The 14,732-nt window shown below is 45.3% G+C and carries 15 protein-coding genes and 2 tRNA genes; 4 read left to right on the top strand and 13 right to left on the bottom strand.

The features are described from left to right. Positions 1-295 precede the first annotated feature (295 nt). A complete protein-coding gene (locus ADIS_RS00545; protein WP_010852275.1) occupies positions 296-1,132 on the top strand; it encodes a DUF4846 domain-containing protein in 837 nt (278 codons plus the stop codon). A 322-nt stretch (positions 1,133-1,454) separates the two neighbouring features. Here the strand turns inward: ADIS_RS00545 and ADIS_RS00535 are convergent. Then, positions 1,455-1,528, bottom strand: a tRNA-Arg gene (locus tag ADIS_RS00535). Positions 1,529-1,705: 177 nt separating this feature from the next. On the opposite strand from ADIS_RS00535, the gene ADIS_RS00530 reads away from it, so the two are divergent. Next, positions 1,706-2,440: a porin family protein gene (locus ADIS_RS00530; protein WP_010852274.1), complete on the top strand. Its 735-nt coding sequence runs from the start codon at positions 1,706-1,708 to the stop codon at positions 2,438-2,440. Positions 2,441-2,465: 25 nt separating this feature from the next. Here ADIS_RS00530 and ADIS_RS00525 read toward each other — a convergent pair whose 3' ends face one another. Both ADIS_RS00525 and rpoN read right to left on the bottom strand, forming a co-directional pair. After that, a complete protein-coding gene (locus tag ADIS_RS00525; protein ID WP_010852273.1) occupies positions 2,466-3,089 on the bottom strand; it encodes a hypothetical protein in 624 nt (207 codons plus the stop codon). Then, the gene (gene rpoN, locus ADIS_RS00520; protein WP_010852272.1) at positions 3,089-4,543 is read right to left on the bottom strand and encodes an RNA polymerase factor sigma-54; all 1,455 of its coding nucleotides are present in this window, start codon (positions 4,541-4,543) and stop codon (positions 3,089-3,091) included. Before rpoN ends, ADIS_RS00525 begins: the two co-directional genes overlap by 1 nt. A gap of 197 nt (positions 4,544-4,740) precedes the next feature. On the opposite strand from rpoN, the gene asnS reads away from it, so the two are divergent. Continuing rightward, on the top strand, positions 4,741-6,192 hold the full coding sequence (gene asnS, locus ADIS_RS00515; RefSeq protein WP_010852271.1) for an asparagine--tRNA ligase: 1,452 nt from the start codon (positions 4,741-4,743) through the stop codon (positions 6,190-6,192). A gap of 85 nt (positions 6,193-6,277) precedes the next feature. Beyond that, on the top strand, positions 6,278-6,718 hold the full coding sequence (locus ADIS_RS00510; protein ID WP_238325344.1) for a hypothetical protein: 441 nt from the start codon (positions 6,278-6,280) through the stop codon (positions 6,716-6,718). Between the two features lie 4 nt (positions 6,719-6,722). On the opposite strand, the gene ADIS_RS00505 is transcribed toward ADIS_RS00510, so the two are convergent. From ADIS_RS00505 to ADIS_RS00460, 10 genes are all read right to left on the bottom strand, one after another. Beyond that, positions 6,723-8,219 carry a bifunctional ADP-dependent NAD(P)H-hydrate dehydratase/NAD(P)H-hydrate epimerase gene (locus tag ADIS_RS00505; protein WP_010852269.1) on the bottom strand — a complete coding sequence of 499 codons (1,497 nt, stop codon included), beginning with the start codon at positions 8,217-8,219 and terminating at the stop codon, positions 6,723-6,725. Between the two features lie 76 nt (positions 8,220-8,295). After that, complete coding sequence (locus tag ADIS_RS00500) at positions 8,296-8,757, bottom strand: ExbD/TolR family protein (RefSeq protein WP_010852268.1); 462 nt, start codon at positions 8,755-8,757, stop codon at positions 8,296-8,298. Positions 8,758-8,759: 2 nt separating this feature from the next. After that, positions 8,760-9,398 (bottom strand): ExbD/TolR family protein, encoded by a 639-nt coding sequence (locus tag ADIS_RS00495; protein ID WP_035804124.1) that lies wholly within the window; start codon positions 9,396-9,398, stop codon positions 8,760-8,762. 1 nt (position 9,399) lies between these two features. Beyond that, a complete protein-coding gene (locus tag ADIS_RS00490) occupies positions 9,400-9,729 on the bottom strand; it encodes a hypothetical protein (RefSeq protein ID WP_035804122.1) in 330 nt (109 codons plus the stop codon). A gap of 53 nt (positions 9,730-9,782) precedes the next feature. Continuing rightward, positions 9,783-10,586: a MotA/TolQ/ExbB proton channel family protein gene (locus tag ADIS_RS00485; protein ID WP_010852265.1), complete on the bottom strand. Its 804-nt coding sequence runs from the start codon at positions 10,584-10,586 to the stop codon at positions 9,783-9,785. Between the two features lie 288 nt (positions 10,587-10,874). After that, positions 10,875-10,962 (bottom strand) — tRNA-Ser (locus tag ADIS_RS00480). A gap of 162 nt (positions 10,963-11,124) precedes the next feature. Continuing rightward, on the bottom strand, positions 11,125-12,201 hold the full coding sequence (locus ADIS_RS00475; RefSeq protein ID WP_035804120.1) for an asparaginase: 1,077 nt from the start codon (positions 12,199-12,201) through the stop codon (positions 11,125-11,127). Then, complete coding sequence (locus ADIS_RS00470) at positions 12,191-12,973, bottom strand: TatD family hydrolase (protein ID WP_010852263.1); 783 nt, start codon at positions 12,971-12,973, stop codon at positions 12,191-12,193. Before ADIS_RS00470 ends, ADIS_RS00475 begins: the two co-directional genes overlap by 11 nt. A 23-nt stretch (positions 12,974-12,996) precedes the next feature. After that, on the bottom strand, positions 12,997-14,100 hold the full coding sequence (locus ADIS_RS00465) for a glycosyltransferase (RefSeq protein ID WP_035804118.1): 1,104 nt from the start codon (positions 14,098-14,100) through the stop codon (positions 12,997-12,999). After that, positions 14,097-14,729, bottom strand: coding sequence for a polysaccharide deacetylase family protein (locus tag ADIS_RS00460; protein WP_035804116.1), 633 nt, complete (start codon positions 14,727-14,729; stop codon positions 14,097-14,099). Before ADIS_RS00460 ends, ADIS_RS00465 begins: the two co-directional genes overlap by 4 nt. Positions 14,730-14,732 lie beyond the last annotated feature (3 nt).

Here is a 14,732-nt window from a genome sequence, read left to right as displayed (position 1 = left end):
AACAATTTTTCCGCCAACGCAAGAAAGAATACCAAGTTTTTATCCAATAAAACCTGAATCCTCTGATGATCAGGAAGATTATTTAATAGCTCTATCCTCAGGCCACTAAATACGTATTTAACCGTTTCAATACTCCTCGTCGAAACGGCTACTTATTCCGGAAAGTAAAAACATAGCCACCCTGAAATTAGTTCTTACAGCCTGGCTTTTTTTAGGAACAGCTTAGTGTGTTAATCAAAAGCACCTATTTGATATGTAGTTCCAAAACGACATCTTGCGTTAGATTTAAAACCTCATGAAACAGCTCGGTCCCTCTATCATCCTCTGTACTTTGACGTTATCGCTGCTCTTCACAGCCTGCAACGGTACAGATGCTTCAAATCTCCTCAATACGGAGGGATCTACCGTGGCAGAAAGAGTACTTGTACCCCGTGGATTTGCACGAGAATCCACCACCTCGGGATCCTGGCAGTATTATCTGCAACACCTCAGGCTTCTGCCGCATGGCTCCAAAGTTGTGGACTTTCAAGGCCGCCCGATTTCAGACCAGCGTAACCATGTTGCCGTGATGGACATCGACGTCGGAAGCAAAGACCTACAGCAATGCGCAGATGCTACCATCCGGCTTAGAGCAGAATATCTCTACGAGCGCAAAGCGTTTGACAAAATCAAATTCCAGTTCACAAGTGGGCACAACTACGCCTGGCTTGACCATGCCAAAGGCATCAGGCCAGATGTCAAAGGCAACAAAGTGGAATTCAAACAGACCGCCAATTCAGACAACAGCTATCAGAACTTCCGTAGATATCTCGACATCGTTTTCATGTATGCAGGTACCATCTCCTTAGAAAGAGAGTTGACCAAAGTCAACCGTGGAGGGGATTATCAGATCGGTGATGTGATCGTACACCCTTGTAGCCCAGGCCATGCGGTCATCATTGTGGACCGTGCCAAGAACAGTAAGGGCAAGTACATCTACCTGCTGGCTCAGGGTTACACGCCCGCACAATCCATACACGTTGTCAAGAGCCATGACAGAGGGATTTCCCCCTGGTTTGATCTTCCAAAAAAACTACCTATCTGGCACGAACGCTTTTTCTTCAAAAGCCCTCAGATCAGAAGGTTTTCCTGAAACCATAACAAAAACCCTTTATGTGTTGGAAAATTAAAGACCTTAAAAATGGGTGTTGCTTTGAAAACGGGATAATATCGACATATCCACCGAATGAACCAGTACCAAGCGACCCCGAAGGAAGAGCTGGAAGAGCGGATTTGCCAGCACATGTCGGCATCCATTTTGATGTGGTACAGCTTTTGCTGATAACGTGAAATTTGAGAAGAATCCAGATAAAAAGGGGAAGCAGAAAAACTGCTTCCTTTCCAAACACCGTGATTGCCTTCACAAAAAAGGGAATCAAAACCGGTAAAAAACGCACCTAGAATGAGTTAGAAAGTGACCTCGTCAGGATTCAAACCTGAAACCTCCTGAGCCGTAATCAGGTGCTCTATTCAGTTGAGCTACGAGGCCATACCCAAATGGGAATGCAAATTTACCCATTTATCTAGATTATGCAATACAGGGTGTCGTTGTTTTAGGAAAAAAATCGCCAATTGCTCATATTAAGAATTATTAAGATTAAATGACACCGTAATAAAGTAAGATTTCCTAATTTAGCCACCTCAAATTTTAACAAGGATTTCTTAAATGAATAAATTAACGCTGATTTTAGCTGCTCTTTTGCTCACGTTTGAAGTATCTGCTCAGGAACGCGAACGAACGCCCATCGGTGGCAGGCCGAGTATTCCAGGCGATCTTTTTCTGGATTTTGGGTTCAACTTCTTAAATAACAGGCCGGACGATCTGGGAACACGTTTCTTTGCCTCCAGGGTTGTCAACATATACTATCAGACCTCCGTTAAACTGGGTGAAAACTCGGGATTTACCTTTAACCCTGGATTTGGATTTGGACTTGAGAAACTGGCCTTTCAAGACAACCAAACGTTGGTTCCCAATTTGGCCATTTCGCCTGAGTCAAGCCAACTTGTGCCTATTTCATCCATTTATGGCAACAATGCGATCGTTGAAACCAACACCATGGCCATCAACTATTTTGATATCCCCCTGGAGCTCAGGTACCACTTGAATAAATCGAACTACGCGAAAAGTGTCCGGTTTGCTTTGGGCGGAAAATTTGGGCTTTTATACAATGCACATACGAAAGTGCAGGTAACTGACAGCAACGGACTGACGCAAAAGGTGAAAAACCGACAAAACTATGGGCTAAACCCCATCCGATATGGTGTTTATACCCGCCTTGGATTTCCGGGATTTACCCTTTGGTCTTATTATGGCCTAAACGGCGTTTTCAAAGAAGGACGTGGTCCATTCGGAACAGAAGCCACCCAGTTTAACTTTGGAATATCTGTAACGTTGTTCTAGTCTTCCTTGATTGGTTTGAATAACGTCAGAGCATCAGTTGAAAATAATACCCGCTGAAACAAAGAAGGAATCCTAATAGAAACCCGCCAAGGATTTCAGCGGGATTATGCACGTCAAGGGCCAATCGGGCCGAACTTACCGCCCCCGCAACCAAAATACTGGCTAAAAACGGATAAAATAAAACAGCAGATTCGAAACGCATCAATAGCACGCACATAATTGCCGAAACACCGGCAACCGCTGTGGCGTGGGCACTTATTTTCCAAAAAAAGGTAATTACCGTCAACAGACCCAGGCAAACAGTTATGAGTGTCAGCGTGAAGCTTATCAGTTCATCCACATTCAGGCGCAAATAAAAAAAAGTGGCCGTCATCCCATAAAACACGGTTACCAGGCTGAAGGGAATAACCCGTTGTTGCCGGCTGGGAAGGTGGAAGCTATCGATCGAGTAAGTAAGGCGCATACCCACCATGCTGATCAAAGGGATTACGCAGGTGGTCAAGCCTACAAGCAGCAGGAGTGACCACTTGGCAGAATTGGGGGTGGCGGTAGCCTCCGGCACCAAATACATCAGAACAGCTACGATAAGGGAAGGCATCAACAACGGCTGGAATACAACCGACAAAATCCAAGCTATCTTTCTATCCACTACAGTTCTTTTCTTAAACGTGCCACCGGAATCTGTAACTGTTCACGGTACTTGGCAACGGTCCTTCTCGCTATGTTATAGCCCTTCTTGTTGAGTAATTTGACCAGCTTGTCGTCCGACAAAGGTTTTTTCTTGTCCTCCTCTTCCACCATCTTACCTAGCACGCTTTTCACTTCACGATTGGAAACATCTTCCCCCCCGTCTGTAGCTATGCCCTCCGAAAAAAAATATTTTAGTGGAAAGATGCCAAATTCAGTCTGGATAGACTTACTGTTTGCTACCCGGGAAACAGTTGAAATATCCATATCTATTTTTTCAGCAATATCTTTAAGTATCATTGGGCGCAGCTTGGTCTCGTCACCGTCAAGGAAAAACTCATATTGATACTCCAAAATAGCTTCCATTGTTTTCAACAACGTTTGTTGACGTTGTTTTATCGCATCAATAAACCATCTCGCCGCATCCAACTTTTGCTTAACGAAGGTAACCGTCTCCTTAAGTTTCCTGTCTTTCTTGTCACTTTTCTCGTAGGTCTCGAACAGCTCAGAATAGGACCTGCTTACTCTAAGATCCGGCGCATTTTTTGAGTTCAGGGCAATTTCGAACTTACCATTGTTTTCGGTAAGCAAAAAATCGGGAAACAGGTATTGGGTACGCATAAGTCCGTCCGACACCCCACCCGGTTTGGGGTTGAGGCGGGTAATCAACTGGATAATTTCCTTCAATTCATCTTCGTTGATCTGGCATTTCTTAAGGATCTTGTCGTAATGTTTTTTCGTAAACTCATCGAAGCAATGTTGCACAACCTGAATGGCCTGCTGCACTACGGAGTCCTCCCTGTGTTCCCTTCGCTCCAACTGAATGATCAAACACTCCTGTAGGTTTCGGGCAGCAATGCCGGGAGGATCAAAACTTTGAATTTTTAAAAGTATATCCTCCAACTCATCGATATCCGTTTCTATATTCTGGCTAAACGCCAAATCATTTATAATTGCATCTAGGTCACGCCGGATATAGCCATCGTTTTCTATGCTACCGATAAGCTGCAATCCTATAACCTTTTGCCGCTCATCAAGTCGCAAAAAATTAAGCTGACTTATCAATTGCTCGTGCAAGGTAGTGCCGCTGGACAGCGGGATCTCCCGGTTTTCCTCATCCGGGTTGTAGTTGCCATCTCCCTGCATCTTATATCCACCATATTCTTCGCTAAGGTACTCGTCGAGGTTAATATCCTGATCATCTCCAGTCTCCGCAGTATCTCCGTTTTCCTGAAAATCATCCGTTGGCGACTCAAGCTCCTCTTCTTTCCCTTCTTCGAGCGCGGGATTGATTTCCAACTCCTCTTCTATCCGGGCCTCCAACTCTACCGTAGGCACCTGCAACAGCTTTATGAACTGGATTTGCTGGGGAGACAGCTTTTGGGAAAGCATTTGGTTTAAATTCAATCTTTGCATAAATCGCTGTACCTAAGGGATAAATAGGATAATCAAATCTGTTCTTAAAATATTGAAGCCTTACCGAGATTCAAATTTAGGAAATAAGATCAAAATTTTGATAAAAAGGACATTATATCGTTTTTTTGCAGTCTGCTTTTGCCAGCCCGCTAGCAAAACCAAAATCTTTTGAAGATTAGATACAAACAAACGCAACTATGGCCTTCAATAAGCGAACAAAAATCCGGGAAGTATTGAATCTTACTCCTGAAAACCAAATCATTATACTAATGGGATGGGTAAGAACCCGAAGGAGCAACAAAAACGTAACCTTTATCTCGCTTAATGATGGTTCCTGCATCCAAAATTATCAGATAGTGGCAGATCCCACTGTGATCGACGAAGATATCCTTAGAAAAGCCAATACGGGTGCCTCCATAAAAGTCAGCGGCAGACTTGTTGCATCCCAGGGTAGCGGCCAGCAAACGGAGCTAAACGCTGAAAGCGTCGAAATTCTGGGCGAGGCCGACCCTGAGTCATATCCCATACAGCCGAAAAAACACTCCCTGGAGTTTCTTAGGGAAAATGCGCACCTCCGCATACGGACAAGCACCTTTTCTGCTGTTATGAGGGTCAGACACCACTTGGCCTATTCAATTCACGAATATTTCCACCAAAAGGGATTCTTTTATATCCACACCCCAATTATCACAGCCTCTGACGCCGAAGGGGCCGGAGAGATGTTCAGGGTATCAGTACTGGATCCTAAAAACCCACCCCTCAAAGAAGACGGATCGGTGGATTTTAAGCAGGACTTTTTCGAAAGAGAGACCAACCTAACGGTATCCGGCCAGTTGGAAGGAGAGCTCGCTGCCTTGGCTCTATCAGAAATTTACACATTTGGGCCGACCTTCCGTGCGGAGAATTCAAATACCACCAGGCACCTAGCCGAGTTTTGGATGATTGAACCGGAAATGGCCTTCTACGACGCAGAGGACAACCAAGACCTAGCCGAGGATTTTCTGAAATACGTCATTTCAAGTGCACTAAGGCATTGCAAAGAGGACCTGATGTTTTTGGACCAACGCGCAGCGGAGGAGGAGAAAACAAAAAAAGCAGAGCTCCGAAATGAACTGTCCCTGCTGGAAAGACTGACCTTTGTGACGGAAAACAAGTTCGAACGCATTACCTACACAGAGGCCTGGGAAATCCTAAAAAACTCAGCCCCCAATAAAAAGAAGAAGTTCGCTTTCCCCATAGAAGAATGGGGAACCGATCTTCAATCCGAACATGAACGGTATCTTGTTGAAAAGCACTTCAAAAAGCCCGTCATTATCAGCGACTATCCAAAAGCTATCAAGTCCTTCTACATGAAACAAAACGAAGATGGAAAAACAGTTGCCGCCATGGATATACTGTTTCCTGGAATCGGCGAAATCGTAGGAGGATCCCAACGGGAAGAAAATCTGGAAAAGCTTGCCCAACGAATGGAAGAACTGAATATCAGCCGGGAAGAAATGTGGTGGTACCTAGATACCCGAAGGTTCGGAACTGCACCCCACGCGGGGTTTGGCTTGGGCTTTGAACGTTTAGTCCTATTTGTAACGGGAATGGGAAACATCAGGGATGTCATCCCTTTCCCCCGAACCCCCGGCAACGCAGAATTTTAAACGAAGACGCCACAATGGAAAAAATTGTGGCGTTCTTTTTGACTAGATGCTGAAATGTGATAAATTTAGTCAAATGGAAAAATTCTTGAAATTTCTAAAAACCGAATCCATAGGGGGACACGTGATACGATTCTCATTGGCAGGTCTGTTGTTGTTTGGAGGATTTACTAAACTCATCCTTGTCGGAGCATTGGGTCATAATCTTCTTGGGGCGATTGTCATTGCTGCGATAGAAACATTGGCTGCTTTTGGACTAATCATCCATTACAAACGCCCGGAAATGGGCCTGGCTGGCGCCGCGTTGGCTATTCTTGCTATCATTATCCGTATTATTTACTCACTGAACTACGTAAAGGAAAGCCTCACCCAAACAGACTCGTTCTTAAGTGCATTCGCTACCTTTCTTGGCCTATACAACAACGGGCTGTTTCATATCATACTCCTTATAGGGGCTGCGATATATTGCATGGGCAACTCCTATAAAAACTATTTCAGAAACCGATTGACACAACCATGGCCACATTAAGAGACTAGGATATCCCCAACTTCACAAAGGTCTGAGGAATAGATTCCACAATATCAGAGGCTATCGTACCCCTCCATCTAGACATCGCAGCCAATTCGCCTGCAAGACCATGATGAAAAACTGCGCAGGTGGTCGCATCTTCTGGACTGTAACCCTGTCCAAGGAAGGAACAGATCATGCCTGTAAGTACATCCCCCGAACCGCCAGTAGCCATGTATTTGGTACCCGTACTATTCACCAACTGCCTTCCATCTGGCAAGGAAATTACTGAATTGGCCCCCTTTAGGACAAGTATACAGCCGAAATTGACTGCAAATTCCTTCGCCTTTTCTAACCTAACGAGGTGGTTGCTGCATTTACCAACCAATCGCTCGAACTCAATCAAATGAGGCGTAAGTACTTTTCCTTCAAGCAAAGAAAAAAGGCCGGGATCACCGCTTAATAGATTGATCCCGTCTGCATCTATGACCGCCGGCCCTCTGTATGAATTCAAAAATGCTTCGAAAAACTCCCGAGTCACCTTGCCAACTCCCATTCCCGGACCGATGCCAATTGCCGTAAAGCGGCCCAAATCAGGTAGTGGAAGGGAAATAAACTCAGAACCCATAGACGTTTCAACCATAGCCTCGGGAACGGAACTCTGAATGGGGACCACCCCACATGCAGGCACAAAAGCGGAAACCAGACCTGACCCACACCGAAGGGCAGCTTTACATCCAAGTATGACCGCACCCATCTTTCCAAAGCTACCTCCAATCATAAGAACCTTACCGTAGGTACCTTTATGGCTAAATCGGTCAAACCTCCGATGGAGTGGCCTGATATCACCTGCATTGAGGTAGTAAAAATCTCCCGAAAAAGAAGAATAATCATAAACATCCATCCCTATTGACACCACAATAAGTTCTCCCGTATGGAACGCATGCTCGGGAATCAATAAGCTTATTTTTGGAAATTGAAAAGATACAGTATGCGAAGCCTTGATAGCAATTCCTTCGAGGATCGAATCTGCGGGCAACCCCGATGGCAAGTCAACCGCAATGATTGGAATGCCTGATTGGTTCATTTTCTCAACCACCGATCTGTAAATCCCTTCGAGGGGTCTATTTATGCCTACTCCAAAAATTGCATCGACCACCAGATTTGCATCCAACAAAAGCTCACTAACTTCCTGTATGTGTTTGTAGGAAACGGCTTTGGGTAGGCGCATAAGGTTTGACTTAAAATCCTCTGACCCCTTAGACGGATCACCAACTACGAAAACACCTACCTCATAGCCACGCTCTACCAGCAGACGGGCAACAGCAACCCCATCCCCTCCGTTATTTCCGGTTCCGCAAACAACCGTCAGCTTCCAGGTCTTATCCTGGACATGTGCCTGTAACCATGCTACAAATGCATTGGCTGCACGCTCCATCAAATCCAGCGAACTTATTCCTTCATGTTCTATGAATTCTTTATCCAATCGCTTCACATCGAGCCCCGAGAGTATCTTCTGCATGATCACCAATCATATAACCGATCAAAAAAAAAAGCCGATTCTAGTGAACCGGCCTCTTTACCTAAAGTATCTTATTCTAATCCTGAACCTTACCAACTGAAGCATACATAAGCTTCCTGGCATCAGCTTCACGGAGTTCAAATTGAATATCTGAAACTGGGCCCATTTTCACTTCTTTATCCGCTTTGAGAGAAATTGTAATTTGATCCCTTTCAGCTTCGGAAAGTTTATCCTTTTCCTGATTGACCCACTGTACGATATCCGTAGTGTTGATCAACACATCGTTGGCTTGGATCCTAGGTTCCTGACCATACAAAGCAGGATTCTTAGGCTTACCTAAATAAAGATAGGAAATCAGCGTCTTCTTTTGAAGCTTCTGAAGCTGGGTAGCCTGTGGAATCTTTTGCTCCACCAAGATCTCCTGCTCTCTAAGTACGGTAGTAACCATGAAGAAGAACAAGAGCATGAAGATAATATCCGGAAGCGCAGACGTTGGAATATTAGTATCCGCTTTGGTCTTTTTCTTAAACTTTGCCATAATTAACTTCCAATTTTATCTGGTTCTGCAATTGAAATCGCCATCGGGATTCCCTCTTTACCTCTTTCCTGTAGCTCAGTCTCGGCGGCAGTTTTACCTGAAAGCGCACGATACTCGTCAGCAGAAAGACCAACTCGAGCTCCGTAGATCTCAAAGTAAGCCCTCTTCACCAAGTCAAGCACTTCAAGATAAACCTCGTAACTTGTTCCACGGTTTGTCTTGATCGAAACAACCGCTCCACCTGGGCCTGGGTAATCAGAGGATGTAGGGCTTTGTTCGGACAATTCCCTCAACGAAGCGGGCAGACTGTTGTAAAGTGCCAACCCTTCCTCATCAGGACGACCGAAGTTCAGGATAAACTTCTTGATCTCCTCTGTCAATCCTTCCGTAGATGTTCTGAAATCACCTTCAATCAACAGTTGGTCATTTGCATTGATCAGTATGTTGAAGATGTTTCGCTCATTCAGCTCAACCTCTGGCGGTGGCTGATTCGGATCCTGCTTTGGAGGAAGGATATTTAAAATACCTTTGTCCGAAGCGATCGTTGTTGTCACGAGAAAGAAGATAAGCAGCAGGAAGGCAATATCTGCCATTGAACCCGCATTTACCTCCTGACTCATTCTACCTCTTTTGCTCGCCATATTATTTTACAATTTTGGTAATCTCGGTTATTACGATACCTGCAATCGCTGCCATGAACAGCACATACACAGTTATCAAAACACCCCCTACCGTCTTAGCGCCGGTTTCAGTGATGTTAAAAGGGTCAGCAGCATACTTTGGTGCAACGTCGGCATCGGCTATCGAAAAGGCCACAAAGAACAGCCCCCCGATCAAAACCACACCTACGACTGTCTTAACCAAACTCATCGGGTCACCGAGTGACTTGATAAGTGGCATCACTACAGCGAATATTGCACCAAGTATTACCAGCAAGTACCCTGCATATAAGAATATATCAGTAGTATCCATTTCTAAACAACGTTCTTAAGTTAAACAATATTTTTCACAAAACAAACCAGAAATTACCTGGTCAGTTTGTGCTTTACAAGAATGTCTACCAAGCTGATAGATGCATCTTCCATATCGTTAACCAAAGAGTCGATTTTGGCAACGCAATAGTTATAGAACAACTGAAGGATGATCGCTACTATCAAACCTGCTACCGTTGTCAACAAGGCGATTTTAATACCACCCGCCACGAGAGAAGGAGAGATGTCACCTGCTGCCTCGATGGAGTCGAAGGCGCCGATCATACCAATTACCGTACCCATGAAACCAAGCATTGGCGCAAGTGAGATGAATAGGGATATCCACACCAATCCTTTTTCCAATCTACCCATTTCCACCGATCCGTAGGCAATAATAGACTTTTCCACCATATCGATACCCTCTGAATAGCGCATCAACCCTTGGGTAAAGATAGAAGCAACAGGCCCTTTGGTGTTTTTGGTAACATCCTTTGCGGCTTCGATTCCACCTTCTTCCAACGCACTTTCAACCTTTGCCAACAATTTCTTGGTATTGGTAGTTGAAAGGTTTAGGGTGATGATTCTTTCCAATGCAACCGCAAGTCCCAAAATAAGACAAAGCAATACAGGAGTCATAAAAGTAGGATCACCTTCGATAAACTTCTCTTTGATGATCTGGTGGAACGTAGCATCCTCATCTAGGATATCGTCGTCGGCCATCACTGGCACAGGAGCGGGTGCTGGTGCAGGTGCTGCTGTTTCTTCAGATTCTACTTCTTCAGATTCATCTTGTGCTTTCGTAATAACCGGTGAGAATAAAATTCCGGCAAGCATGAACAAAGCGATTAACTTTTTCATAATGTAGTTTTTAATAGACTTTTAAAGGTTGAACGGTTTCTAATTTCAAATTAAGTTCTTAAAGTTATGGTTTTTTCAACTCAATTTCCAAGCGTAACAGGTATAATTTCAAATTAAATCTTCCGGGTGGGGCTCCCTGTAAACTCCCATAAGTTGAAACTTCGGACCAAACTATACTAGTCAGTTTCATTCGAACGGATGTTTCGTCCTTTCAATGGTGGAAACAATCCGATGGGCGACAGATGGAAGCAAAACGCAGGTCAGATATGAAAAGAACGAAACTTTTTGCAGAGAGGAAGGGATTCGAACCCTCGATACCCTTTAGGGGTATACACACTTTCCAGGCGTGCTCCTTCAACCACTCGGACACCTCTCTGTATAGTGTATTTGTGACGTTTAGTGCGACAAATAAAATTATAAAAATCAGCTCATGCAAATTATTAAGGGGTTTATTGCGTAAAAATAGCAGGCTGAACAGTTAGGAGAGCGGGTTAAAAAAATACGGACTTGATTGTCAAGGCCTTCATTTTTCCGTTGCCTAATTACTTGAAACCGTCATTTCTCCCGCCAATGGAACGATCAGCTTCCGCTTTATTTCCATTTCGGAAGATTCGTTTGCCAGTAGAAACATCAACTTGGTTACTGCTGCCTCCGTGGTAATATCTGCGCCACTGAGTACGCCAATGCGCTCAAGGTCCTTACTGGTCTGATACCTACCCTGTATCACCCTGCCCCCATTGCATTGGGAAACATTGAAAACAACGATTCCCGCATTCACCGCCTTTTGCATCAATTTCAGAAACCAAAGTTCACTGGGACTGTTGCCCGACCCATAGGTTTCCAAAACGATGCCCCGCAGCCCCTTGATCTTAAGGCAACTCTCGATGACCTTTTCAGTAATGCCAGGGAACAGCTTCAATACCATGACCTGATTATTGATTCGGTTTAGATACCGTAGCTCCTTCGAGTCCGAGGGTCGCTTAATTGCCGTGAAATTATAGTCAATCACAATTCCCGACTCAGCAAGTGGTGGATAATTCTCCGATTCAAATGCGTCGAAGTGGATGCTCTGCACTTTCTTCGCACGATTTCCCCTCAAAAGCATGTGGTTGAAAAAAATGCAAACCTCCGGTACTATAGGCTGCCCGTTCCGCTTTGATATGGCAATTTCAAGTGAGGTCATGAGGTTCTCCCGGGCGTCCGACCGCATTTCGGAAATCGGCAATTGGGCACCTGTAAATATTACTGGCTTGTTTAGCCCTTGAAGCATAAAGCTTAGCATAGACGCAGAATAAGCCATCGTATCCGTGCCATGGAGAACCACAAACCCGTCATAAGTATCGTAGTTTTCATAAATGATATAGGCCATGTCCACCCAGTGCTGAGGACTGATATTGGAACTGTCTATGGGCTCGGGAAACGAAATCACGGTTATGCTGATGTTAAGTTGGGTCAGCGTAGGTACCTTCTCCAATATCTGTCCGAAATTAAAGGGCACCAAGGCCCCCTCAGCACTGTAGGCCATGCCCAGTGTGCCTCCGGTATAGATGATCAAAACCGAGTGCTCAATATCCTTTTGAGACGCCGTATTTAACCTTACAATCTTATAATTCATCTTCTTTGGCGTTAAAAACGGAGAGTGCATTCAGTGTCGTCCGCTCAGCTATCTCTTCTATGCTGCATCCCATAATTTCCGAAAGGCGGGCAGCGATGACCGGTATATGTTCGGGCGAATTACGCTTCCCTCGAAAGGGAATCGGAGCTAGATAGGGTGCGTCAGTCTCCAGCACCACAGCATCCAGCCCCACGGCTTTTATCACCTCTCCCACTCCGCTATTTTTATAGGTGACCGTACCGCCCACACCGAGGTAAAAACCCATTTCCATGATTTCACGAGCCTGTGAGACCGTCCCGGAGAAACAATGAAAAATCCCGGTCAAACCTACCTCGTACGCAGCTTGAACTACCTCGATGGTCTCTGCCATGGATTCCCTGCAATGCAAAATAATGGGCCAGCCCTTTGATTTTGCCCATCCGAGCTGAACTTTAAGTGCATCTTGCTGTTCCCCAAAAAAGGTTTTATCCCAATAAAGATCGATGCCGGTCTCCCCTACCGCAACAAAATCCCGTTGTTCCATCAGCTGCTCCATTTTTGCCAGTACGTCCTCGAAATCAGTTCCCACATCACAGGGATGAAGACCGATTGTGGGAAAACATACTCCCGGAAAACGAGCTTCCAAGGCCAGCATAGGCTCAATGGTGTCCAGGTCAACATTGGGCATGTAAATTCTTCTTACACCTCTTTCCAAACTTTGCCTGATAAGGCTATCTGCCTCATTTCCAAATTTAGTGGAATAGATGTGCGCGTGTGTATCGATAAAGTTCATTAGGTCTGTATAAAATCATTCAATCAACGGTAACTTCGGCTCTTCCAGCGTATAGGGGACGGCCAAATATAATAAAACAATGTCGCCATACTGCTAACAAAAAAATAACTTTCAAAAAGCATTAAGTCTAAAATCGGAATTTTAGTTTCGGTTTTACCTGCAAAAGTGGCTATAAAAACGGACTGCACCCCAACCTTGAGTACCCAGCCCGCCAAAAATAGGCCAGGTACCGACCAGATGCCTGCCAAAACCATTGGAAAAAAAGCAACCTGCACTGCCAACAAAACCACCCAAAACAACGAGAGCGACAGCGCACCTCTGGCCCAGCGCTTACGCTGATCCATTAACTCACTAAAATTCCCAATGGCATTCGTCTGTACCAAGCACCGCCCATTGACCAAATGAACAGGACGGTAGCCTGCCTTAAACATCAGGGAAGAAATCGCCAAATCTTCCGTTACCGATCCAAATACGGCTTCAAACCCACCCACCTGACGGTATCCTTCGGCGGAAATCAGCATATTATTCCCCATGGCGGTAAGGCAAAAGCCAAGATCAGCAACCACTTTTACCATCCCCAAACTCAACCACCACTCGATCGCCTGCATACGGCCAAACCAACCACTAGCTACCACCTGGGTCATGCCTGTCATAAGCCCAAATTCAGCCCGAAAAGCACCGACCAACTCCTGCGCCCAAGTAGGCGGCACCCTGCAATCGGCGTCGGTAAAAAGATACAGGTCTGCTTCCGCTTCTTCTATCATTGCTGCCAATACCGTTGCCTTACCATTTTGCCCCGGCTCGAGGTTATGGTCAAAAAACCGGATCTGCCGGTTTTCCCAGCGACTCCCCCATCGCTCCAAAAGAACCCGGCTACCATCGCTGCTGGCATCATCTCCAACATAAAAGGTAATCTTGTCTGCGGGGTAGTACAGTTCACCAAGGGCCTCCAAGCAACCCGGCAGGTTGGCTTCCTCATTTCTGGCTGCCAAAAAAACAGCAATTCGCGGTAATTCGCCGTCTTGGACAGGCTGAGAGGGGTAAGCCTTGGCGGCGCGCGCAATCCTCCACCAAAGGTACATGTCCTGCAGTATCAGGAACCCAACACAAGATGCTAATAGGATCATATCGGTAGAAAGTCCGAAACAAAACCCTCCCCATCCAAAAAAGTTAAAAAGTCGGGCAATACACGCTTCAACTTAGCAGCGGTCTTTTGTTGGTCATGAAAAAGAACAATAGAACCAGGCCTTGTTTTGGTCTTGAGGTTTTCCAAGATCTTTTCCGGCGATAACCTTAACAGGTAGTCTCCCGCAACAATTTCCCAATACACCAACCTAAAATCCTGCAAAAGCAAGTGCTTTTGCTTCGGCTTTAGCAATCCATAGGGCGGCCTGAAAATCTTGGGACTTACGCCAAGGGTATCATTTAGTTCCTCTTGACAGTGTCTAACATCACGCAAATACTCTTCGGTAGAGACTTTGATTCCATTCAGGTGGTGAAAGGTATGGTTGCCTACTTGATGGCCTCTATCAACGACTTCCCTAGCAAGGTCTACATACCGGGCTACGTTGTCGCCTACCATAAAAAAAGTAGCCTTGCAGTCCCGCTTCGCAAGTTCCTCCAACACAAAATCGGTGATCCCGGCGACCGGGCCGTCATCAAAGGTGAGGTATATTTTCCGATTTGCTCTGTCACCATGCCACTGTAATTCCGGACAAAACAACTGGACCCATCGCGGCACACGAAATAAATGCATTGC

The sequence above is a fragment of the Lunatimonas lonarensis genome (assembly GCF_000390185.1).
GTDB classification, from domain to species: domain Bacteria; phylum Bacteroidota; class Bacteroidia; order Cytophagales; family Cyclobacteriaceae; genus Lunatimonas; species Lunatimonas lonarensis.
Note: the sequence above shows the minus strand (reverse complement) of the source record. Positions and strands in the feature narration are given on the sequence as shown.

Excerpts from the sequence above, each read along its gene's own strand:
- ADIS_RS00505 (WP_010852269.1), bottom strand. The coding sequence starts at position 8,219 with ATGCAGAAGATACTCTCGGGGCTCGATGTGAAGCGATTGGATAAAGAA.
- ADIS_RS00465 (WP_035804118.1), bottom strand. The coding sequence starts at position 14,100 with ATGATCCTATTAGCATCTTGTGTTGGGTTCCTGATACTGCAGGACATG.
- ADIS_RS00545 (WP_010852275.1), top strand. The coding sequence starts at position 296 with ATGAAACAGCTCGGTCCCTCTATCATCCTCTGTACTTTGACGTTATCG.
- rpoN (WP_010852272.1), bottom strand. The coding sequence starts at position 4,543 with ATGCAAAGATTGAATTTAAACCAAATGCTTTCCCAAAAGCTGTCTCCC.
- ADIS_RS00460 (WP_035804116.1), bottom strand. The coding sequence starts at position 14,729 with ATGCATTTATTTCGTGTGCCGCGATGGGTCCAGTTGTTTTGTCCGGAA.
- ADIS_RS00495 (WP_035804124.1), bottom strand. The coding sequence starts at position 9,398 with ATGGCGAGCAAAAGAGGTAGAATGAGTCAGGAGGTAAATGCGGGTTCA.
- ADIS_RS00470 (WP_010852263.1), bottom strand. The coding sequence starts at position 12,973 with ATGAACTTTATCGATACACACGCGCACATCTATTCCACTAAATTTGGA.
- ADIS_RS00475 (WP_035804120.1), bottom strand. The coding sequence starts at position 12,201 with ATGAATTATAAGATTGTAAGGTTAAATACGGCGTCTCAAAAGGATATT.
- asnS (WP_010852271.1), top strand. The coding sequence starts at position 4,741 with ATGGCCTTCAATAAGCGAACAAAAATCCGGGAAGTATTGAATCTTACT.
- ADIS_RS00500 (WP_010852268.1), bottom strand. The coding sequence starts at position 8,757 with ATGGCAAAGTTTAAGAAAAAGACCAAAGCGGATACTAATATTCCAACG.
- ADIS_RS00490 (WP_035804122.1), bottom strand. The coding sequence starts at position 9,729 with ATGGATACTACTGATATATTCTTATATGCAGGGTACTTGCTGGTAATA.
- ADIS_RS00530 (WP_010852274.1), top strand. The coding sequence starts at position 1,706 with ATGAATAAATTAACGCTGATTTTAGCTGCTCTTTTGCTCACGTTTGAA.
- ADIS_RS00485 (WP_010852265.1), bottom strand. The coding sequence starts at position 10,586 with ATGAAAAAGTTAATCGCTTTGTTCATGCTTGCCGGAATTTTATTCTCA.